Origin of the sequence: Enterococcus sp. C76 (genome assembly GCF_040886985.1) — a bacterium.
GTDB classification, from domain to species: Bacteria; Bacillota; Bacilli; order Lactobacillales; family Enterococcaceae; genus Enterococcus_B; species Enterococcus_B lactis.
On sequence record NZ_JBFOEY010000016.1, the window covers coordinates 1 to 21,117 of the forward strand.

Genomic DNA, 21,117 nt, shown 5'->3' on the forward strand with positions numbered 1-21,117 from the left:
CAAAATATCCTTTCAATGTTCTAACCAAGCTTTCATATAGTGGTTTAAATGATTCATCAGCGATCAAATCAATATTTGCTAAATTAGTAAAGTGTTCTTCTAGCTCTTCTTTTAACATTTCGTCCATTATTTCTTCCCCCTAATCCTTTATCCAAAACATAAACCGCACTAAATCTTCTTGTGTACCATTTACATAAAGGTTCAATTCTACTCCAATAGCAACTAAAATTCCCACAGCTAATAACGCTATTCCCAACACTGTATAATCTTTCCCTTTTCTGCTCTTATAAATAAGGTAGAATCCTAAAATGGCTAATAGCCCACCAAGTACACACCAAAATATTGTTAGGCTGATCATTTGCTGTCCTCCTAAAAAATTAGCAGCGACATCTAGTAAGTATTTAAAATAATTCATTCTGCAGCCCTCATTTCTGCAAAAGAAACAATCGTTCGACCACCATATTTAACCACTAAACCGTCATCTTCTGGATGAGTAGTCTTAATGATTACCATTGCTGAATTGTCATAAACATATTTTACATATCCTTCAAACGAATAAAGCCACGGTGTCTCCCGCTTTGACTTGCAACAGAAGCATTCGACTTCTTGTCCTACTTCTGGAATGAATTTCTTATTTTTTCCTGCCATCTCAGTTCCTCCTTGAAATCCACATTGCTTCAGGCATGCCTGTTTCTGATATACTTGCTTTCTGACTTACTGAAGCATTGGCTCTAGTCTTATTAAACATTTTCAATAGCCAACGGCTGACTTCCGCCTTTGTTTCCGCTACATAGTAAACCTTGAGCGTCTCTTTGCCTATTAGCTTAATCATTTTGATTTACCTCATTTACATTTTCTTTCCGCCATTTTGCCCATACACTACTTCCTACCCCAAGTGCTTTTCGAATAGCATTTACACTATAGCCTACCTCTCTCAGATGGCTATATTTCTCAAACGTAAATGATTCAAAATTCAGTTTGGGTAATGGCTTGGATCGATCCATCGTATCTGCACCGATTAGCTTACTTATCTTCCGAACCATTCGACTCTCTTGTTGAGATAATTCGTCCATGTCACGATCACCTATAATTTGCAACATTATCTGACGACAGATTCTTTTTTCTTGTTTAGTCAAATTCATGCGATCGCTCCTTTTACTGGTTTTAATCGTTTATCTGCTGTTTTAGAAAATACCATCGTAAATCCAGCAGAATTGACAAACATTCTTGAAACCGTCCTCTTGCCGTAAGCTTCTTCCAGTTCTTTACCAAGCAAGTTCATTGTGATAATCGTTGCTAAGTTCTGTCGTGCATCCAAGAAGGAGTTCAGCGTATTTATACCAAACGTTCGACTATCTGATGCGTCTTTCCCCAGTTCTGAACCAATGTCATCAATGACAACTAAATCAGCTGTCTTAATGTCTGCAATCAACGACCCCTCAATCGTTTTTCTGAGTTCAGGATTGTTGTACGAAAATTTGATTTGATCCAGCATTTCCTGTAACCCGATAAATAAGATTTTTTTGTCGTAGTTTGATCGCTTCAAGACTTCCCAAGCAGCTGCCATTGCTAAATGGCTCTTTCCTGTTCCCTGTTTGCCAGTTAAAACGAGGTGACTTGGATTTCCTAACAAGACTGAATTAACAAATCGCTTGGTTATCTCAACAGCTTGTTTCGTTTCTTGATCTACAACTTGATAATTCTGCAATGTGCAATCAAATAACGCTTTATTAGGCACGACAGAACCACCTTTGAAAAAATTAATCGCTCTTGCTTTCAGGCTTTCGTTATAAATTCGTTCTGTCTGAAAATCCTCCTGAACCCGCAAAGCTTTATAGCCACATTGCATACAGGTTGGCTTACAACGTTCTGAGCCATCAGGGTTCTTCGTGCGCCATCCATACAAAGGCTGTCCACATTCAGGACATTCACCGCGTTGGACAAGCACTTTCTGTATCAGCTTTTCCATGATTTCTCCAACAGATTCCATACCTACGCCTCCTCTCAAATGGGCAATTCATCTGTGCTAAATTTCTCGTATTCAAGCGTTTTGGTTTGTTTTGTTTTATAATCACGATTCGCTTGTGCTGCCATTGTGTCGTATTTTTCTCGCAGTTTACGAGCAGATAAAATATTCGATGCCCAAAAAACATTGTGCTGACTCCATTCAATCATTCCCCGTACCTGGTTTTCGGTCCGCTTGTCGATCTCGATCATTTTCCGAATGTCATCTGCCCAACTTTGCAGATTCGGCATTTTGATTTCCTGATTCTGACAAATCTGTTTGAATAACTCCTCCGCGAGAATGTAATAAACTGAGTCGGTGTCGTAAACACGCTTTTTGCGTGGTTGCGACGATGATGTTTTATTATTCTTTTCATTCTTATAATTCTTTTCATTCTTGTTTGTGTGCACTTGTTGTTCACTTGTTGTGCATTTGATGTTCATTTGTTGTTCACTGCTTTGGTACAAAGACCAGTTTTTTATTGATATAACGCTGTATTTCGTAGTTGATTTGATGTTCAACATTCCGTTTTTTTCAAATTGTTTTAGCCATCTCCATACAGAACCGCTGTTCACTTGTATCTCTTTTCCATTAAAAAGTATCTTGCGATTCTCATGACTCGCTTTCATCAAACACAAGCTCCATAATTTATACATATAAGGATTGGTCCAAACGAATGAATTCATCACTTTCCGATGTAATTTAACATATCCTGTGTTCATTCGTATTTCTCCTCTAGAAAAGCAAGGGAGGAGACTCCCTCGCTATAGTGGTGGATTCATTGAATCGAATAACGAATCCTGTTGTTCGTCTGGGTTCGCTGTTTCTTCGTATTCATCAAACGCTGAGGATACGTCTTCCACTTTTTCTGCTTCTTTACGTTCTGGTTCGATTGGTTCTGCATCATTTAAAGTAACTTCTTCTACAAGATCATTATTTTCATCAAATCGAAAAACTCTTTCATCTGAAGTAACTGCATTTTGCATTTCTACAGATAAAATCCCCCATTTAGCTAACATATTACGTAAAACCGTTTTTATTGCCATCGCATCATAATTCTCTTTCCATGCACCTGTTAATTTCTCTTTGTCGTAACCTTTAGCATTTTTAATTCGATGAGCTTCTACTTCTTGTTTCGTCCAATAAACAGTTTTTTTAAATCCATTCAATAATTCGAAAAATCCAACATAACCAATTACTCGATCAGATTGTTTCGCGTTGTAGTCAAACTGAAATTCTTCTGTCAGAGGATTCCATTCAATTAATTGCCCTTCATAAATTTCAATTGCATTAAGTGCTTTGTATTGTCCAGAACGTTGTGCTAACTGAATATAGCCTTTGTATCCTAGGATGAATTGGGCTTCGTTATGCGTAATCCAATCTTTTCCTATCTTTTCTTTTCGATTAAATGGAACAATATAGGCATAGCCTAAATTTTTATCTATTGGTAAATCCATCGTCGCTGCTTTTAAAGCAGAAGCGATAATTGTCATTGGTTCTGCTTTAGATAAATAGTTATCTCCACCAACCAATGTCAAAAGAGAACCCATGAAAGCATCTGATTTTTCGTGTAAAATATCATTAAATTTCTTTTTAATAGCTGGATGACTCATCGCTTTTTTAAAACCTAATTTTGAAACATCAACTGTTTGATTGCTCTGCTCTATTAACTGATTTTTTAAATCTTTATTTGTTGCCATATCAATGAATCTCCTTTATCACTAATCTATTTGAAGTTGATAAGCTGTAAATTTCCTCATCTTTCATCACATCTGGGTATTTCTCTGCTATTTTCTTCAAGTCTTTTCGTTTAGAAACGACTGATTTTAAACAAATAATCCTATTAGGTGTGATCCCTGCAGATGCATTCTTTATTCCAAGTTCTTGGATAATTTGATTGTCGATTTGTCGAATACTCTTCTCTAATTCCTTCTTATTTTTGAGCAACTCTTCTTTTTGATCGAGTAGAACATCATAATCGGCATGGAGCATAATTTCAGTGGAATCTAATTCCGAATAACGCTCTTTTAAAAAATCCGACGTTGCTTTACTTCCATCAATCAGTGGTTCTTCTCCGCCAATAATGTTCGTTTCCCAAAAATCAACTAACCGTTCTGTGATCATGTCAATCAATTCTTGATCTCGTTCCACTCGTTTCCAAATAAATTTTTGACCACCAATCAAAACAGCAATATAACAATATTCTTTGTTCAATACATTCATATAGTGTTGCACTTGACACAAATAACTGAGTGGCACTTCTTCCCCTTCCCACTCTTTGCTAAGAAATTGATTCGCTGTTTTACATTCGAGAATGGCATTTTCTCCCACTACATCACGATCAATATTCGCTCTTAAGAATGGATGTAACGGATGCTCAAACACTTGGTTTCTTCTGCGTACTTTTTTGCCTGTTCGTTCTTGAAATTCTTTGGCAACAACTTCTTCTAAAACATTGCCCCAATAAGCTGGTTCGCTCTCTGAATCTTTCAATTCAATTTGACCCGTTTTCTCAAGCCATAATTGATAGGGGGATTTGTATTTATTCAATCCAAGTACGGTTGCGACATCTGAACCGCCAATACCTCTTTTGCGGTCTTCGAGCCATTCTTGATGGCTCATGTCTAAGGTTGATTTACTCATCTTCATCCTCCTCATCAATTGGCGCTTCATAAGGTGGTTTAGCATAATCAGGATCAGTTATATAGTTGTCTAACGACTGCGCAAGATTATTCATGCTTAGCACCTGCTTTCTTTGTGAAATCTTCTAACAGGCTTAGCAAAGTAATCAGCCCTGCAAATAAACAGCCTACAAACAAGTTAGCGTTTGAGATTACCACAAGCATAAAGACAAATAGGGCAAGCCACAGTGTGTTGATTTTAATCATTCAAATTCCCCCCTTGAGAATCCGAGTCATCACGTTAGCGAAATCTTCTTTGTTATCAATATCAAGCAACTGCTTAATTGATTGGCATAAAACTAAATTTTTTAGATCGTCTGCATCATCTAAACCAAGTTGTTCAATTAGATCAATTTCAATTCCAATATGCATCTTTGCAAGGTCTACAGGATTACCACTTGCAACGTTCACTGTAGTTTCGTCCCCTTCAACTGATAAAAGGACTGGAATGTCTTGTTTGTTGCATTCTTCGATTAACTCTTTAATAAGATTTTCAATTATTTTGTTCATACTTCTTACTCCTTCACAAAATAATGTTTTACTTCTTCAAATGTTTGGACAGCTTTATCATAGTTATCAGCATCTAGATAACTAATAGCATTAATTCCAAGTTCAGCTTTCACAATGGCGTAAATAGGGTCTTTCACTTTCCAAGTCAGACCATTTTCATTTAGCCATTGATCGACAAGCTTGCAGAATTTATTTTTAAAATTCTTGCTTTCTTGTTTCTGGGCTAATAATTCAAAAGCCTTAACTTCTGCTCTCTCGTCGATGAGTTGAAGTAATTCTTCGTATGTCATGGTTACATTCACCATTTCTGCCATTGTTGTTCCTCCGTTGTTGTGGTATACTTGCTACAAATATTGTTTCATATAGTTCGGAACTTCCTCGGCGTGCTTCGCCAAAAGTACACGCTGAGGTTTCTCGAACAAATCTTCTAGTGCGTTTAGCACTTTTTTAGTCGTAAATGATTTACCACTTTCGATATCTTGATACTGGCGTAGTGTTACGCCCACTGTTTCTGCTACCTGTGACTGGGTTAGCTTTTTTTGTTTTCTGTAGTTTTTTATAAGCACCATCACCACCCCTTTATTATTAGATACACGATTAAATCTCGTATCTATATTTCATTATACGCATTTAAATCGTGTAGTCAATGTATTTTATGAATTTTTATCGCATATTTTTCAGGAGGACTACAAATGATTTATACAAATTTGAGATTAAAAGAATTAAGAACTTCTTTGTCTCCAAAACCAACTCAAACTGATTTAGCTGATTTTCTAGGTATCAAACTACGAACTTATCAAGACTACGAAGCAGGTAAAGTAGATATCCCCTCATCAAAACTCATCGCCCTCGCCGACTACTTCGGGGTCAGTCTCGATTATTTGGTCGGTAGAACAGACGAGAAATGATCGCTTCGGCGGTCTTTTTTTGTTATTTAAAAATATTATTTTTGATATATAATCTTATTATCAGTAAAAAAAACACTGAAATTAGATAATAAGAGGTGAAAACTTTTGTACTTTGTAATCAAAAAATCTACCAATGACCAATATTATTTTGTAATCAAATCAGCAAACAATGAAATAGTAGTAACAAGTGAATCGTATCACTCAAAATATGCGGTTGAAATGATTATAGAATCCATCAAAAATGAGATTAACCCTGAATCACTCATTGTTGATATGACTAAATAATTCATATACTTTATTGACTCCCTCCATTTCTGCGTGATAGACTTAATTTACTAGTTACGCTTTTTTACCGATTAGCGATTGTCTCGTTGATCGGTCTTTTTTTTTTGACTGTTTAACAAAAAAATAAAAATTTATTGCTTCTCTTTTTTTGTTAAAATTTTTAAGCAATGTTGGGGAACATTGGGGGACATTGAAATAACTAATAAGAAGGTGAAGTTAATCTGCATCATATTACTTAAATTGCTCTATGCTATTCTGTTAGTATGGAGCAATTTTTCATGTCACACTCAAATTAAAAATTTATTTCCCCAAATATTTTTTACAGTTAAACATCAAAGGAGATGAAGAAATGAATACTTTTCGAATCGTTGGTATTTTTTCTGATTCAATGTATCCCACAACTACAAAAAAAATCACTGGTGTTTTACTAAGCAACGGAACAAGAGAATCAATTAATCAGGTAATTATTTCTTTAGACGGTGTTTGCCAGTATTACTATATTGATCCAGATTTTCGAAAAAGATATATTGAATCTGTTCACATTGATAATTTTCCATCGTATGTTCGCTCAAAAAATTGTACAGAGTTTGATACTTTATTAACTTTGCCAATTTTTTATGATTAGTTTTCATAACTGCTTTCGATTTTTGCTAATTCTTTCATTCAGTTCCTCCTTTTAAATCTCCCACTATCACCACCTCCAAGAAGAGGAGTTGCCAAAATGAAAAAACGTGGTCTTTGGCGAATTTGAAAGGAGAGCAGCAACTCCTCTTTTCAGAAGTGGTGAATTTAGATTTTTTAGCTATTAACAAACAGTTCTAACTCTAAATCGATTTTTAGAACGCCATGTTCTAAACTGTTCATATAAATCGACATCAATTGTTATTTCTTTGGCAGTAACTGCGTTATACCCCTCACTAAAACGTGATTTTTTAAATTCCTTCATTCTTCTTTGATAAGTACTTTCAGAATATTGATATCTCTCTTTAAACTCCGCTTTGCTCAAACGTTGTACCATCTTTACGCCTCCCACGCTGGTTGTTTGTTTCGTACGTTTGTTGCATCCCCCTCTGTTACCGATTGGTTACTGAACTTGTAAAAAAAATAATACTGAGGATCAAGCCCTAATATTGTTTTCGCTTTAACAACATCTTCGAGTTTGAAAGGTCGTTGACCATTTTCTTTCCTTCTATAAGTAGCTAGTCCCATCCCTAAGGCTTCTGCCATATCTTTTTGGGTTATTTTTCGTTCTGCTCTCCAACCTTTTAAACGTTCAAATTCACTCATTTTATTTCACCTCCAGTTACCATTTGGTTACAAAACAATAATACAACACTGCTTATATGATGTCAACACTTTTTTTACCAATCGGTAACTTTCTGTTTACTTTTGGTAACTTAACAAGTACAATTGGAGTTGACCTTGCAAGAAGGGGGGTGCTAAAATATGAGCGATGAAATATTTCGTCGAAGACTTAAAGAATTAAGAGTAGAAAAAAAATTGACTCTTGAAGAATTAGCAAATGCAATTGGAACTACAAAAACTACACTGTCTAGATACGAAAACGGAGAGCGTTCGCCTAAACTTCAATTAGTTGGAGCACTTGCTAATTATTTTAACGTAGATATGACATGGCTATCTGGTTTGGAAGAGGAATGTAACCAGTTACCATCAGAAGTTGTCCTTCCCCTAGATCAAAAAATAGCTACTACTATAAAAGAAATAAGAATGCAAAAAAAAATATCTAAAAAATTAGTCGCTGACAAATTACAAATTTCAACCCAAGAACTAAATTCTTATGAAAGTGGTCAAAAACCGTTTACTGTTAATACCGTTTTCCATTTTGCTGATGCTTTAGGTGTCACTTTTGATGACTTATTCCCAACAACCACTACGGAACATTTCGGTGAAATACCAGCAATTCTTTACTTAGATGAAGAAAATAATACTATTATAACAACGAATGGAAAAAAGTATGTAGTAAGCGACAACGAAATGCAACAAGCAAAAGATTTTCTAACTTTTTTACACAGAAAGTAGAAAAACGACCTGTGCCGTCAACACAGGTCGTTTACATACAGCGAGTTTCCTCAGCCATATTTTATAAAGCTAAAAATATTGTATATGGAAAGCCTGTCTTATAATTTTTTTATTTTATATTTTTGCATAAAAAATATAGACAGGTGAAGGAGGAATTTTTTATGAAATCTTTTGGAAAAGGAATGTTGGGATGTTTTGGGGTATTTGTCGGAGCAATTGTTATCATAGGAATCATCTGTGCCTTTGCTTTTGGTGGTAGCGAAAAAAATGAAACAACAAAAGTAACTACTCAAAGTTCTTCGGATAACATTTTATCTGAAGAATATCATGTTGGAGATACTGTTAGCTACAAAGGATATGAAATTAAAGTAAATAGTGTTAATTATAGTGACGGAAATGAATATGAAATACCTGATACTGGCAAACAATATGTAATTATGAATGTTACTATTACTAATAATACTGGCGAAAAGCAAAGCTACAATCCATACGATTTTAAGTTAAATGCAAATGGTAATGCAACAGATGTAGATGAACTTGTTACTGATGATATCGCAAAAGATGAACTTCACTCAGGAGATTTAGATAATGGTGCATCTGTTACTGGTAACCTTGTAGGACAAGCAGACCCTAATGCAAAATTAAAGCTTCAATATGAAACATCGATTTGGAACGACAAAACAGTAGACATTTCTTTAAACTAGAAAAAGCCTTCGGGCTTTTCTTTTATAACACTAGAAACATACAGTGGATAATCTTTGATAGAAATGAGGATTTCAAAAAATTATATTATTGGAAAATGGATTATTTCTGAATTAGGTAGAAAAACAATTGATAAAAATGGAAATGTCAAATATTCTTACCAAGATAAAAAAAGAACTCAAGTTAAGGGGAAAATCATACCATTTAAATCTACTGGCGATTTTGTGGAAGATCAACATGTAGGGTACTCGTATGAACAAAATAAAGATTATCCGAATGCTATTAAAGCCTATGAATCTGCACTAAAATTAGCTTTAAAAGATAAAATGTTCTCAAACTGCCCTCCCCCTAACATTTTCACTAGATTAGCTATTATTTATAGAAAACAAAAAGACTATTCTTCTGAAATAAAAGTACTTAATCAAGCCTTAATGTATCATCCTTCATCTGAAGATTTTCAAAAAAGACTCGAAAAAGCTAAACTTTTGAATACAAAAAAAGACTAACCTTCTGGCGCCTCCCCACCTGGCGCCGCCGGTTCGATTCCGGCTTGGGGAAAATATAAGATTATTGGTTGGAGGTAGAAAATGTTTGTACTTTCTGAGAATGACACTTCTGTTCTTGAGATGCCGAAATGTATATATCTGAACTTTCAATGTATAAATAAAATTCTGAGTATCGCAGAGAATAGGGAAAAAGATAAAAGTAACATTGCGTTCGACTTTTCAAATACAATTTGGATTGATGCGGAAGCAACGCCTTTCCTAGGGGTTCTTGTACAAAATTTTCAAGATCAAAATCTAAATATCTATGCAAAATTACCAGAAAATCAGAATGTTGTAAAAATTTTAGAAAAAAATGGATTCTTGTTTACGTATGGCCTTTCAAAAAAGAGGTTAGCCGACGTTTATGGCACTACTATTCCTTACTCAGTTTTAAATTCTCGTAACGATGATGAAATTGATGAGTTTCTGGAGAATAGAGTATTTAAACTCATTCATCAACATATTAAAAAAGATGAGATTGAAATAATTAGAGATGCAGTCAACGAAATTTCTCACAATGTGAAAGACCATTCTACTCAGTCTCTGCTATACTTCTGTGGACAATTTTACCCTAGTAAAAAGCATATAGCACTGACGTTAACAGATAATGGAATCACAATACCTAAAAAAATTAAACATAAATTCACATCTAAATTAGCTAAATCAGATTTTGACCTTATCGAATGGGCTACAGGTCACGGAAATTCAACAAAAAATGTGGCCTCTAGCGGACTTGGATTGTTTGATATTAAATCCAATATTGAAGGTATTGGGGAGTTAACAATTTTATCTAATTATGGTTATTGGGAACAAAAAAGTGATGGAACTAAGAATCACCACACTCTTTCATCTCCTTATCCAGGTACTTTAATTTGTTTGAAATTTTTGACATATGATCATGAAAATCGTATTCATTCTCCAGAAAATGATATAATGAATACAACTGAAAATCTATTATTTTAAGGAGACTTTATTATGGAAGAAAGACTTTACATTAGTAAGCTTATCAAAAGTGACTTGGCTGTTTCTTCTGAGAAGGCTTCAATAGTATTTAACAAATTACAGAAGAATTTAAAATTAAACGTTTCAACTATTATTGATTTTTCAGGTATTAAGTCTTTAACGACTGCTTTTCTTAATGTTGCTATTGGCGAACTTTATCGATATGAAAAAAAGGATACTTTAAACAAGTACATCAGCATTGATGCATCAACTCTTTCAAAACTTCAAATTGACAAGGTAAAAATGGTAATGGATAACTCTCGAACGAAATATAACTCCGAGTTGAAAAAGAAAATTGATGAGGTAACTCTTCATGGCGAAACTGATTGATATTAAAAAAATAGATGATATCTCAAACGAGAAATTTATTCTTGATACCAATGTATGGCTGTATATTTTCAGCAGTTATAATACTAATGATTTTGGCTACTCTAATATTTTAGATTTGTTATTAGAGAACCAGTGTAGTATCCTACTTCCTCCTCTGATTTCCACAGAATTTGTTAATCGATATTGCAGGCAAGCCTTTGAAGTCTACAAAGAGGAGCAACACAAATTCAGTTATAAAAAAGATTTTCGACCATCAATGCACTACAGTGCTGCGTTTTCTTACATCCTTGGTGTAATTAAAGAAGATATAAAACCAATAACTACTTTTGTTTCTCTTGAAGAGACTGACATTAATTCGGCATTAACTAAACCATGTTTAGAAGATTTAAATGACGATATTATCTTAAACATTGCTTCGAGAACAAAATCGATTTTAGTTACACATGATAGAGATTACCTTAAATCAAATAAAAATGTAAAAATTGTCCAACTTTGATTAAGCCTCCGGGCTTTTCTTTTACAACAATAAGAACATACATTCGAAAGGAATAGAAATAATGTGGGTAGAAAAAATAAATGACAAAAAATTTAAGTACACCGAACGTTATACGGATCCCTTAACTGAAAAAAAGAGAAAAGTGTCCGTAACTTTATCTAGCAATTCACGCCAAGCTTGGAATCAAGCTAACTTACTTTTGAATGAAAAAATCGCAGAAAAAATAAAACGAAATGAAGAATTACCACTAACTTTTGGAGAATTAAAAACTAAATGGGATGAAAAATACAAGCCAACTGTAAAAGAGAGTTCCTATCGAACAACTCAGGTTTATCTATCATTAATTTCAAAATATATAAAAGATGATGTACTTGTAAAAAACGTTAATAGTAATCTTATACAAGATATGCTAGATTACTACTATTTTGAAAAAAATTTATCACATAATTATGTAATACATTTAAAAACTTTTACAGGAATGATTTTTAAATTCGCCAACCGTCGATATGGATTAAAATATAATCCCGTAAATGGGGTTTCTTTAGCAAGAAAACCTAAAACAAACGAAGAAATAAAAAAAGAAAAAGATGGTTATTTATCAAAAGAAGAAGTTCAAATGATTGCTAGTAAACAAAAAAGTTCACATCAACAGTCACGTTATTCTTTAATTACTAAATTTTTGTTTTTAACTGGACTACGTTATGGTGAATTGATATCTTTGACTGAATCTGATTATGATGGTAATAAAATTACGGTTTCTGGTACTTATGATTACGAGTTAAAAATTAAAACAACAACTAAAAATACAGGTTCTTATAGAACAATTGAATTATCAAGTAATGCTAAAGAAATCATAGATCAATTAATTGAAGAAAATAAATTAATTAAGAATAATAAAGATAAATACATTTTCATCTCTAAAAATGGTAACCCGATATCTATTCAAGCATATAATCAATCTTTAAGAGCAGTATCCAAAGAATTAAACATAGATAAAAAAGTTTCTTCTCACATGTTAAGACATTCCCACATTTCTCTACTTACAGAATTAGGAATCCCATTAAAAGCCATTATGGATCGTGTAGGACATGAAGATTCAAAAACAACATTAAAGATTTATACTCATACAACTAAAAATATGCAAAATCAACTAGTAGAAAAACTAGGAAAAATAGAAATTTAAATTGCCCCTTTTATGCCCCTTATAAAAATAAACAGCATAAAACAAATTAAAAGAACCCCGTTATAACGAGGTTCTTTTAATTTAACTTTCAAATACAAATTGATTATGATAAAGTTCCGCATAAAATCCATTTTCTGCTAATAGCTCGTGATGACTGCCTTCTTCAATGACTTCCCCATCACGCAAGACAACGATTCTATCTGCATTCAAGATCGTTTTCAGCCGGTGAGCAATCACAAAGCTGGTTCTTCCTTTGATTGCTTCATCCATTGCTTTTTGGATCCTTGCTTCTGTTACCGTGTCTACATTACTTGTTGCTTCATCCAAAATCAATAAAGATGGATTTGTGATGATCGTTCGAGCAATACTGATCAACTGCTTTTGACCTGTACTGAACAAATTGTTTTCTTCGGATATCTCTGTATCATACCCTTTTTCTAACGTCATGATAAAGTCGTGAATGTTCGCTTGTTTTGCTGCATTGATGATTTCTTCATCTGAAGCATCTGGTTTACCGAATGTGATATTGTCTTTGATGGTGCCAGAGAACAAGACGGATTCTTGCAAAACGATTCCTACATGTCTACGTAATGCATCTAGATCATACTCTCGGATATCTATTCCATCGATTACTACTGACCCATCATTGACATCGTAAAAACGATTCAGCAGATTCATGATCGTCGTTTTCCCAGATCCGGTTGGTCCAACAAGAGCAACCATTTCTCCTTTGTCCACATTGATTGAGACATCTTTCAAGACTAGTTTTTCTGGAGAATAACCAAAATCTACGTGTTGCAAGGCAAGTCCTTTTTCTACTCCATCAAATGCTTTACCGTTTTCTGGTTTGACTTCATCTTTTTCATCAAACATTTCATTTAATCGTCTTGCCCCTGTAATTGCTAATTGGATCATGCTGTACCCAGAAGAAATCTGCATCAATGGTTGGTAGTATTGTTGTGAATATTGGACGAATGTCACAACTAAGCCTAACGCCACCGAACGTTCCAAATCGCCATTCAATGCTAACCAGCCGCCGAAAAAGATAACGATTGCTGTATTGACTAGTGACATTCCTTGCATCATCGGAAATAGTAGGCCAGAATAAGCTTGTCCTTTGAACGTTGCTTCGCGAACACTTTGATTATGTTCTAAGAATCCTTCAATCGTTTCTTCTTGTAAGCCATTTGTGATGATGACACGTTGTCCGCTGATTTTTTCATCCATATAGCCATTCAGTTTTCCCACTTCATCTTGCTGAAGATCCACATATTTTCGCGCTTTTCGAATAATCAAGACAGCTATCAAAATAGCTACTGGAGTAGAAGCAATCGTAGCCCAAGCTAATTCTACATTTTGACGAAACATCATAATCAAGATTCCGACAAGTAAAACAGCATTCGTGATGACTTGAAGCAATGCTTGGTTCAAACTATTTTGAATATTATCTAAGTCACTGGTAAAACGACTTAAAATTTCACCATCTTGATGAGAATCAAAGAAGCGAATCGTCAATTTTTCCAATTTGTTGAATAAACCGATACGCATTCGGTTCGTTGACTTTCCTACTACTTGAGTGAACAAAATACTATAGATAAAGTTGGCTGCACTAGCTAATACATAAAACAACAAGAGTTTCCATATTACAGAAACAAATTTGCTTTTATCATCTACGCCTTGCATCAAGCCACCTACGTAATTTGCTAATTCTTGGAAAGCTTCCCCGATATACTGAGGTGCTTTTACTTGTAGATAGGTAGCAATAATTACTGTGATAAAGATAAAGAAAAAGGAGAGTTTGTACCGCTTCAAATAGTGATAGAAAAATTTACTTGCTTTTATTAAATCAGTCATACTTACTCCTCCGTTCCTTTTTGAGTTTCAAAGATTTCCTGATAGACACGGTTTCCAGCTACCAATTCCTCATGGGTTCCTTCACCGACTAATCTACCTTCATCCAATACTAAGATGCGGTCTGCTTTGACAACAGAAGCAATTTTTTGTGCGATGACGATCGTCGTTGTTCCCTTCAAATCTCGATCAAGTGCTTCTCGGACCAGTTTTTCAGAGCGAGCATCCAATGCACTCGTACTATCATCTAAAATCAAGATCTTTGGATTACCGATAACACCACGAGTAATGGATAGTCGCTGCTTTTGTCCACCAGAAAAATTGCTGCTTCGTTCTTCTACTGGTGCTTCGTAACGATCAGATAGCTTTTCGATGAATTCTTTTGCTTGAGCAATAGAAGAAGCATGTTCCATCTCTTTTTCTGTTGCATTCTTTTTTCCTTGGCGCAAGTTTTGAGCAATCGTTCCTGAGAATAAAATTGCTTTTTGCAAAACAAAGGACACCGTTTCTCTTAAACTCTTTTCATTTACTTGGCGAAGATCTACACCACCTACTTCTACTTTTCCTTCTGTTGGATCAAATAGACGAGGAATCAGCTGTGCTAGTGTGGATTTCCCGGCACCAGTCGCCCCGACGATCCCGACCATTTCTCCAGGTTTGATAGAAAAGCTGATATCTTTAAGCGTATCTGTATCCTCACCAGGATAACGAAAAGAAACATGGTCAAAAGTGACAGAACCCGTCAGCTCTTGTTCTGGAACGTCTAAATAAGTAAGATCTGGTTCAGCATCTAAAATTTCCGCAATCCGCTTCAGCGATACGGCTGCTCTTGAAGTCATCATCATCATCATTCCGCCGATAATGATCGCCATCATGATCTGCATCAAGTAATTCATGAATGAAGCAATTCCACCAATTAATGTAGGATCATCTTTAACAAGATCGCTCACAAAGAAGATCGCCCCAACCACAGCTAAATTGGCAGCCAACATGAAGGACGGGATCATCACAGAAAATAATGTACCGACTATGATGTTGTGTTTTGTTAAGTCCTCACTTACTTTGCTGAATGTCTTCAATTGGTTTTCTTCCTGTACAAATGATTTCACTACACGAATCCCTAGTAAGTTTTCTTTTGCAATGCTATTTACACGATCAATCAGTTTTTGAATGATCATGAAGTGCTTACCCATCCGTGTAAATGAAAGTGCCGTGATAAGAAATACCGTAACGATAAGCGCTACGATGATCCACCACAATTGTGGCATCGTGATCATAGCTAAAATGAAGGCACCAATAAATAAGAATGGAATTCGAAAAAGTGATTGCAAAGAAATCATCACTAAATTTTGGATTTGCGTGATATCATTTGTTAGACGAACAACAAGATTCCCAGCAGAGAACTGTTCGATATTCCCAAATGAAAATGTCTGGATCTTTCGAAAAGCTTCTTCTCGGATATCTGCACTTACGCCCTGAGCTACTTTCGCAGAGAAAATCGTGTTCGTTACACCTGCAGCTAATCCTAGCAAAGCCAGACTGATCAGATAAATACCGATTGTTTTCATTTCATCATTATCTTCTGTAATAATAGCTTCCAATACTTGCTGTAGTAATTTAGGTTGCCATAATGCTGCTGCAACCATGACTGCTACGGACAGCAAGGAAATAAAAACAGCTACTTTATATTTTTTCGCATGTCGTAAGATTAATTTCATTCGTTGATTACACCCCTTTGTTTAAATTGACAGGACTAATTTAACACTGTAAAATTAGACCGACTAACAATTTACCATGTTTAAAAAGATAATGCAATACACGAGGTTGATAAAATGGAAATAAAGCTTTCTCAAGCAATCATCATTCAGGCCGCCTTTGATATCCTGGCTGAAACACAAGCTCTTTCGCAGCTTTCCATGCGAAACATCGCAAACAGAATTCACGTTCAAGCACCTGCTTTATATTGGTATTTCAAAAATAAACAACAGCTTTTGCAGAAAATGGCTGAAACAATGGAAGAAGAATTAGCGCTTCCAGATCCAACTTTGCCCTGGAATGAACAATTGTTGCAGTATATGGAAAATTACTATGACCTTTACACACGTTTTCCTTGTGGGGCAGAATTAGAAATCAATACTGTGCCCGCTTTTCCGAGTCGATTAGAACATTTGGAACAAATGATCCAACTACTTGTTCGTGAAGGATTTTCAGTCACCCAAAGTCATCAGGCCATTGCCTCTCTCCACAATTTATTGATTGGACAGCTAATGGATCAGCAGCATGAACAACAGCTTCGGCAAAAGATTATGGACGGAAATGAATTTTTGAAAGAAACAGTTCTATTTATGCGTAATTATGTAGTTGAAAATCAATTAGAGGGATTTAAAGAAAGTATGCAGTCCCATGCAGAATTGAATGAAAAAGCACTCTTTCTAACGAGTGCACAAACCTATATTGAAGGTTTATGCCAACAAAATAAAAGAAGAGAAAACAATTGATAAAAAAAGCTCCTATAAAGGTCACCAACAAAGTGATCTCTATAGGAGCTATCTTTTTAAGTCTCTTTTTTACTTTTCTTCCATCAGCCACACCAATGCACGTTGGATCCATTGATCCCAGAAGATCCAATTATGATCGCCAGGTCCTTGTTCAAAGGTGACCGCTAAGCCTTGTTCCTGCATAGCAGATACCATTTCCTGATTTGCTTGATAAAGAAAATCAGATTCCCCACAAGCCATATAAAACCTTGGGACTGGTTTTCCGCTTTTTACTAATTCTTTCAATAAATATTGTGGATCATTCTTTGAACCTTCGATTTGATCCAATGGTCCAAAGATCCCTTCCCAAAAGGCTGCTTTACGAACCATCAAAAGATCATCCATTCGGTTTCCTACAGAAACAGCGCCTGAAAGAGAGATTACTGCTGCGAAATTTTCTGATTTTGCAAGGCCTAGTTTTAATGCGCCATATCCGCCCATCGATAATCCAGCGGCATATGTTTTTTCCCTTTTTCTTGTTAATTGTGGGAATAGTTCATGACAAATCTCAGGTAGCTCTTCTGCAATGAACGTCCAATATTTCATATCATAAACCGTATCTGTGTACCAGCCAAGATCAGTAGATGGCATGATGACAGCTAATCCGTAGTCTGCTACATAACGTTCAATCGACGTACGTCTTTCCCATACACTATGATTGCCACCCATCCCATGAAGTAAATATAAAACAGGTATGTCCGTTGTCGCTTGCTCTGAACTGGTGCCAATCACCTTTTTAGTTGTTTGTGGAAGTATCACATTTAGATTGACTTCCATTTCTAATACATTCGAATAAATATTTGCTTGAATAAATGCCATATTTTCGCCTTCCTTAGTAAGAAGTTATTTTTGAATAACTTTAAATTTGAATGATTCGGCAAAGTACATGTCTCGACCGAAACTACTGTTTTATTTTACCACTTTTTTCATGAACGAAAAGCGTTAAGACCAAAGCAATGATCACGAGTAACAAGCCAACTAGATAAACGGAATGTAACCCATCATAAAGAATTTTTCTTAATGGCAATAGAATATCCGCATCGATATATTTAGCCGTTTGTGGATTCACCAGTTTGTTCATGATATCTGTATCATTTGTTAAATTTGCTGCTGCAAGTTCTCGTTTAGTTACCCCATTTATCAATAAACCAAAAATAGAAACCATGACTGTTTGACCAATTGTTCGAACTAACGTATTAAAAGAAGTTGCTACACCAAGCTGATCACGAGATACACTATTTTGTGCACTGACAGTCGAGGTAGTCATGGTCACACCTAAGCCTATACCGATGACCGTTGATATAGCAAAAAACCATAAATAGTTACTTCTGAAAGGCATAAGATACAACCAAGCGCCCCCAATAGCTGCGATTAGTAGTCCAATTCTCAAGACCCAATGAGTTTTCATTTGAGTCATCCACTTGCTTGCAAGGAAAGAACCGACCATCCAGACTAGTGATAATGGTGCTAATACCAACCCACCAATTGCTGCATTCAGTCCTAATACACCTTGCATCCACATAGGAATATAAACATCGATTCCCATCAAAAAACCACTAGCCAATGCTGCAGCCAAGTTGACCACAACAAATAGTGGATTTTTGAATAAATGCATCATGATGACAGGATCTTTAGCTCTTTTTTCGGCAAAAATAAAAATACCTAACAGTACGATACTACCTAGCAGCAAAGCAGAAACAAGCGGACTCATTCCTTCGTCTCCTAATAATTGGAATCCTAACAGCAATGAGACAAGCATGACCATCAAACTAAAACTACCAAAAATATCCATTGGTTTAGACTCATGTATGATTTTTGGTTCATTTAAATATAGCCAAATAAAAATAATTAATAGAATTCCGATCGGCACATTGATAAAAAAGATCCAGTGCCAGCTGATCGTTTCAACGATGAATCCTCCCGCGAGCGGTCCAAAAACACTGGCAATCCCCCAAGCTGAACTATTCAAACCTAAAACTTTTGCTCGCTTCTCAATAGAATAAAGATCGCCGATGATCGTCAAAGCTACTGGCATCATTGCTCCAGCGCCCATCCCTTGAATCGCACGAGCAGCAATCAACCCAATCATGCTTTGAGATAAACCGCAAAATAACGAACCGATAATAAACAATAATGTCCCAAAAATAAAAATTGGTTTTCGTCCCACTTTATCCGCAAGTTTTCCGTAAATCGGAGTAAGCATAGCGTTTGTCAGCAAATAAATCGAAAATACCCAGTTCATGATTTCCATTCCATGTAATGAGCCGACGATCGTTGGCATAGCGGTTGTTACGATTGTTCCTTCAATAGCCGTCATGAACGTTGCAATGAAAATACTCACTGTGACTAAAGCAACATTTGTTTCTTTTTTCATCTTATTCCTCCTTTTTCATCATGACAGGATCTAAAAATAGATAAATACTCACTATCTTTTTCAAGAGGTGCACTGCCATAAAAAAAGCTGGAACAACCACCATTCGGCGATCGTTCCAGCTGAATATAGCTTATTTTGCTAAACTTGCTTTCAATGCATCTACTTTGTCCGTATGTTCCCAAGGCAAATCCACATCTGTACGACCAAAATGACCGTAAGCAGCTGTTTGTTTGTAAATCGGACGACGCAAATCAAGCATCTCGATGATTCCTGCTGGCCGAAGATCGAAGTTTTCTCTCACTGCAGCAATCAATTCTTCTTCCGGAACCGTTCCAGTACCGAAAGTATTGATGGAGATCGAAACAGGTTGAGCAACACCAATCGCATAAGCTAGCTGTACTTCTGCTTTGCGAGCAAGTCCTGCTGCAACGATGTTTTTAGCAATATAACGTGCAGCATAGCTGGCAGAACGGTCAACTTTTGTCGCATCTTTACCAGAAAAAGCACCGCCACCATGACGAGCATAACCGCCATACGTATCAACAATGATCTTTCTTCCTGTTAATCCGGCATCCCCTTGAGGACCACCAATGACAAATCGGCCAGTCGGATTGATATAATATTTTGTTTGATCATCTAATAATTCAGCTGGAATAACTTCCTTCACTACTTTTTCGATGACATCATGACGAATTGTTTCATTATCTACTGCATCATCATGCTGTGTTGAAATAACGATTGTATCTACGCGTTCAGGTTGTCCTTGATCATCATATTCAACTGTGACTTGAGATTTTGCATCTGGACGTAAATACGTTAATTCATTTGATTTACGCAAATCTGCCAAGCGGCGTACCAGACGATGACTCAAAGCGATTGGTAAAGGCATTAATTCCGGTGTTTCATCTACAGCAAAACCAAACATTAACCCTTGGTCGCCAGCACCAATCTCATCTAATACGTCTTTTTTATCTTCATCCCGGATCTCAAGTGCTTCGTCAACTCCTTGAGCAATATCAGGAGATTGTTCATCAATCGCAACCAATACAGCTGCTGTATCTCCATCAAATCCGAATTTTGCACGTGTATAACCAATTTCTTTTATTGTTTCCCGTACGACTTTTTGAATATCTACATATGCCGTCGTAGATATTTCTCCAAATACTAAAACAAGCCCAGTTGTTACAGATGTTTCACACGCTACTCGTGCTGTTGGGTCTTGTTCTAAAATTGCATCCAAGATTGCATCACTGATTTGGTCAGCGATTTTATCTGGATGTCCTTCAGAAACAGATTCTGATGTAAATAAGTGTCTTTCTACCATTATAATGATTCCCCCTAGTTAAATTCGGTTACAAGGCATCTCCGTCCTGCGGATCCTTTCGGGAACTTGCAACGAACCAAGTATAGCAGATAAAACAGTTTTCTGCTCGTATTTTTTCATTTTTTTGCTTAAAAAATATAAATATTTTACATTAGATTTATCCAAAAAAGCTTAGCACAATCATCTATAAAGATAACTCTGCTAAGCCTTTTAAAATCATTCTTTCAGATAAAAAGAAAAAGATACTCATCAAGTATCTTCCATGACCCGTACGGGATTCGAACCCGTGTTACCGCCGTGAAAGGGCGGTGTCTTAACCGCTTGACCAACGGGCCAATAAAATA

30 protein-coding genes, 1 tRNA gene and 1 riboswitch are annotated in these 21,117 nt (G+C 35.7%); of the genes, 11 read left to right on the forward strand and 20 right to left on the reverse strand.

Going from position 1 to position 21,117, the window contains the following annotated elements:
- Positions 1 to 139 precede the first annotated feature (139 nt).
- From AB3I00_RS14015 to AB3I00_RS14070, 12 genes are all read right to left on the reverse strand, one after another.
- On the reverse strand, positions 140 to 415 hold the full coding sequence (locus AB3I00_RS14015; RefSeq protein ID WP_368025519.1) for a phosphocarrier protein HPr domain protein: 276 nt from the start codon (positions 413 to 415) through the stop codon (positions 140 to 142).
- Positions 412 to 648, reverse strand: coding sequence for a hypothetical protein (locus AB3I00_RS14020; RefSeq protein ID WP_368025520.1), 237 nt, complete (start codon positions 646 to 648; stop codon positions 412 to 414). The genes AB3I00_RS14015 and AB3I00_RS14020 overlap by 4 nt, the downstream gene beginning before the upstream one ends.
- A gap of 1 nt (position 649) precedes the next feature.
- Complete coding sequence (locus AB3I00_RS14025) at positions 650 to 832, reverse strand: hypothetical protein (protein WP_368025521.1); 183 nt, start codon at positions 830 to 832, stop codon at positions 650 to 652.
- Complete coding sequence (locus tag AB3I00_RS14030) at positions 825 to 1,142, reverse strand: hypothetical protein (protein WP_002317474.1); 318 nt, start codon at positions 1,140 to 1,142, stop codon at positions 825 to 827. The genes AB3I00_RS14025 and AB3I00_RS14030 overlap by 8 nt, the downstream gene beginning before the upstream one ends.
- Positions 1,139 to 1,990, reverse strand: a complete 852-nt coding sequence (locus AB3I00_RS14035) for an ATP-binding protein (protein WP_368025522.1) — start codon at positions 1,988 to 1,990, stop codon at positions 1,139 to 1,141. Before AB3I00_RS14035 ends, AB3I00_RS14030 begins: the two co-directional genes overlap by 4 nt.
- A gap of 14 nt (positions 1,991 to 2,004) precedes the next feature.
- A complete protein-coding gene (locus AB3I00_RS14040; RefSeq protein ID WP_368025523.1) occupies positions 2,005 to 2,727 on the reverse strand; it encodes a replication protein in 723 nt (240 codons plus the stop codon).
- Between the two features lie 42 nt (positions 2,728 to 2,769).
- A complete protein-coding gene (locus tag AB3I00_RS14045) occupies positions 2,770 to 3,705 on the reverse strand; it encodes a recombinase RecT (RefSeq protein WP_368025524.1) in 936 nt (311 codons plus the stop codon).
- 1 nt (position 3,706) lies between these two features.
- Entirely contained in the window at positions 3,707 to 4,654 is a 948-nt protein-coding gene (locus tag AB3I00_RS14050; protein ID WP_368025541.1) for a YqaJ viral recombinase family protein, read from the reverse strand.
- Between the two features lie 80 nt (positions 4,655 to 4,734).
- Positions 4,735 to 4,893: a hypothetical protein gene (locus AB3I00_RS14055; RefSeq protein WP_368025525.1), complete on the reverse strand. Its 159-nt coding sequence runs from the start codon at positions 4,891 to 4,893 to the stop codon at positions 4,735 to 4,737.
- Positions 4,894 to 5,196, reverse strand: coding sequence for a hypothetical protein (locus AB3I00_RS14060; RefSeq protein WP_368025526.1), 303 nt, complete (start codon positions 5,194 to 5,196; stop codon positions 4,894 to 4,896).
- A 5-nt stretch (positions 5,197 to 5,201) separates the two neighbouring features.
- Entirely contained in the window at positions 5,202 to 5,510 is a 309-nt protein-coding gene (locus tag AB3I00_RS14065) for a hypothetical protein (protein ID WP_368025527.1), read from the reverse strand.
- Between the two features lie 30 nt (positions 5,511 to 5,540).
- Positions 5,541 to 5,765, reverse strand: coding sequence for a helix-turn-helix domain-containing protein (locus AB3I00_RS14070; RefSeq protein WP_368025528.1), 225 nt, complete (start codon positions 5,763 to 5,765; stop codon positions 5,541 to 5,543).
- A gap of 123 nt (positions 5,766 to 5,888) precedes the next feature.
- Between AB3I00_RS14070 and AB3I00_RS14075 the strand changes: the two genes are divergently transcribed.
- The 3 genes from AB3I00_RS14075 to AB3I00_RS14085 all read left to right on the forward strand — a co-directional run bounded on the left by AB3I00_RS14075 (position 5,889) and on the right by AB3I00_RS14085 (position 7,014).
- Positions 5,889 to 6,104 (forward strand): helix-turn-helix domain-containing protein, encoded by a 216-nt coding sequence (locus tag AB3I00_RS14075; RefSeq protein ID WP_368025529.1) that lies wholly within the window; start codon positions 5,889 to 5,891, stop codon positions 6,102 to 6,104.
- Between the two features lie 105 nt (positions 6,105 to 6,209).
- Positions 6,210 to 6,389 carry a YegP family protein gene (locus tag AB3I00_RS14080; protein ID WP_368025530.1) on the forward strand — a complete coding sequence of 60 codons (180 nt, stop codon included), beginning with the start codon at positions 6,210 to 6,212 and terminating at the stop codon, positions 6,387 to 6,389.
- A gap of 349 nt (positions 6,390 to 6,738) precedes the next feature.
- A complete protein-coding gene (locus AB3I00_RS14085) occupies positions 6,739 to 7,014 on the forward strand; it encodes a DUF3892 domain-containing protein (RefSeq protein ID WP_368025531.1) in 276 nt (91 codons plus the stop codon).
- A gap of 180 nt (positions 7,015 to 7,194) precedes the next feature.
- Here AB3I00_RS14085 and AB3I00_RS14090 read toward each other — a convergent pair whose 3' ends face one another.
- Both AB3I00_RS14090 and AB3I00_RS14095 read right to left on the reverse strand, forming a co-directional pair.
- Positions 7,195 to 7,407 carry a hypothetical protein gene (locus AB3I00_RS14090; protein WP_368025532.1) on the reverse strand — a complete coding sequence of 71 codons (213 nt, stop codon included), beginning with the start codon at positions 7,405 to 7,407 and terminating at the stop codon, positions 7,195 to 7,197.
- A gap of 2 nt (positions 7,408 to 7,409) precedes the next feature.
- Positions 7,410 to 7,676, reverse strand: coding sequence for a helix-turn-helix domain-containing protein (locus tag AB3I00_RS14095; protein WP_368025533.1), 267 nt, complete (start codon positions 7,674 to 7,676; stop codon positions 7,410 to 7,412).
- Between the two features lie 159 nt (positions 7,677 to 7,835).
- On the opposite strand from AB3I00_RS14095, the gene AB3I00_RS14100 reads away from it, so the two are divergent.
- The 7 genes from AB3I00_RS14100 (at position 7,836) to AB3I00_RS14130 (ending at position 12,687) form a co-directional block, all read left to right on the forward strand.
- On the forward strand, positions 7,836 to 8,429 hold the full coding sequence (locus AB3I00_RS14100; protein WP_368025534.1) for a helix-turn-helix domain-containing protein: 594 nt from the start codon (positions 7,836 to 7,838) through the stop codon (positions 8,427 to 8,429).
- A 161-nt stretch (positions 8,430 to 8,590) separates the two neighbouring features.
- Entirely contained in the window at positions 8,591 to 9,133 is a 543-nt protein-coding gene (locus AB3I00_RS14105; RefSeq protein WP_368025535.1) for a DUF4352 domain-containing protein, read from the forward strand.
- Between the two features lie 63 nt (positions 9,134 to 9,196).
- Positions 9,197 to 9,637, forward strand: coding sequence for a tetratricopeptide repeat protein (locus AB3I00_RS14110; protein ID WP_368025542.1), 441 nt, complete (start codon positions 9,197 to 9,199; stop codon positions 9,635 to 9,637).
- A gap of 81 nt (positions 9,638 to 9,718) precedes the next feature.
- A complete protein-coding gene (locus tag AB3I00_RS14115) occupies positions 9,719 to 10,639 on the forward strand; it encodes a hypothetical protein (RefSeq protein WP_368025536.1) in 921 nt (306 codons plus the stop codon).
- Positions 10,640 to 10,651: 12 nt separating this feature from the next.
- Positions 10,652 to 11,008, forward strand: a complete 357-nt coding sequence (locus AB3I00_RS14120; protein ID WP_368025537.1) for an STAS-like domain-containing protein — start codon at positions 10,652 to 10,654, stop codon at positions 11,006 to 11,008.
- Positions 10,992 to 11,504 (forward strand): hypothetical protein, encoded by a 513-nt coding sequence (locus tag AB3I00_RS14125; protein ID WP_113792619.1) that lies wholly within the window; start codon positions 10,992 to 10,994, stop codon positions 11,502 to 11,504. The genes AB3I00_RS14120 and AB3I00_RS14125 overlap by 17 nt, the downstream gene beginning before the upstream one ends.
- A 61-nt stretch (positions 11,505 to 11,565) precedes the next feature.
- Positions 11,566 to 12,687 (forward strand): tyrosine-type recombinase/integrase, encoded by a 1,122-nt coding sequence (locus tag AB3I00_RS14130; RefSeq protein WP_368025538.1) that lies wholly within the window; start codon positions 11,566 to 11,568, stop codon positions 12,685 to 12,687.
- A gap of 81 nt (positions 12,688 to 12,768) precedes the next feature.
- On the opposite strand, the gene AB3I00_RS14135 is transcribed toward AB3I00_RS14130, so the two are convergent.
- Together AB3I00_RS14135 and AB3I00_RS14140 are read right to left on the reverse strand one after the other, a co-directional pair.
- A complete protein-coding gene (locus AB3I00_RS14135) occupies positions 12,769 to 14,541 on the reverse strand; it encodes an ABC transporter ATP-binding protein (protein ID WP_368025539.1) in 1,773 nt (590 codons plus the stop codon).
- 2 nt (positions 14,542 to 14,543) lie between these two features.
- Positions 14,544 to 16,256 carry an ABC transporter ATP-binding protein gene (locus AB3I00_RS14140; protein WP_002316098.1) on the reverse strand — a complete coding sequence of 571 codons (1,713 nt, stop codon included), beginning with the start codon at positions 16,254 to 16,256 and terminating at the stop codon, positions 14,544 to 14,546.
- A gap of 114 nt (positions 16,257 to 16,370) precedes the next feature.
- Between AB3I00_RS14140 and AB3I00_RS14145 the strand changes: the two genes are divergently transcribed.
- The gene (locus AB3I00_RS14145; protein ID WP_002341432.1) at positions 16,371 to 17,036 is read left to right on the forward strand and encodes a TetR/AcrR family transcriptional regulator C-terminal domain-containing protein; all 666 of its coding nucleotides are present in this window, start codon (positions 16,371 to 16,373) and stop codon (positions 17,034 to 17,036) included.
- Positions 17,037 to 17,105: 69 nt separating this feature from the next.
- On the opposite strand, the gene AB3I00_RS14150 is transcribed toward AB3I00_RS14145, so the two are convergent.
- From AB3I00_RS14150 to AB3I00_RS14165, 4 genes are all read right to left on the reverse strand, one after another.
- Positions 17,106 to 17,894, reverse strand: a complete 789-nt coding sequence (locus AB3I00_RS14150; RefSeq protein ID WP_002316096.1) for an alpha/beta hydrolase family protein — start codon at positions 17,892 to 17,894, stop codon at positions 17,106 to 17,108.
- A gap of 82 nt (positions 17,895 to 17,976) precedes the next feature.
- Positions 17,977 to 19,449: an MDR family MFS transporter gene (locus AB3I00_RS14155; protein WP_368025540.1), complete on the reverse strand. Its 1,473-nt coding sequence runs from the start codon at positions 19,447 to 19,449 to the stop codon at positions 17,977 to 17,979.
- Positions 19,450 to 19,579: 130 nt separating this feature from the next.
- Complete coding sequence (metK, locus tag AB3I00_RS14160) at positions 19,580 to 20,773, reverse strand: methionine adenosyltransferase (protein ID WP_002292731.1); 1,194 nt, start codon at positions 20,771 to 20,773, stop codon at positions 19,580 to 19,582.
- Positions 20,771 to 20,850, reverse strand: a riboswitch (SMK box riboswitch). (Overlaps the previous gene by 3 nt.)
- A gap of 186 nt (positions 20,851 to 21,036) precedes the next feature.
- Positions 21,037 to 21,108: transfer RNA gene (locus AB3I00_RS14165), tRNA-Glu, on the reverse strand.
- Positions 21,109 to 21,117 lie beyond the last annotated feature (9 nt).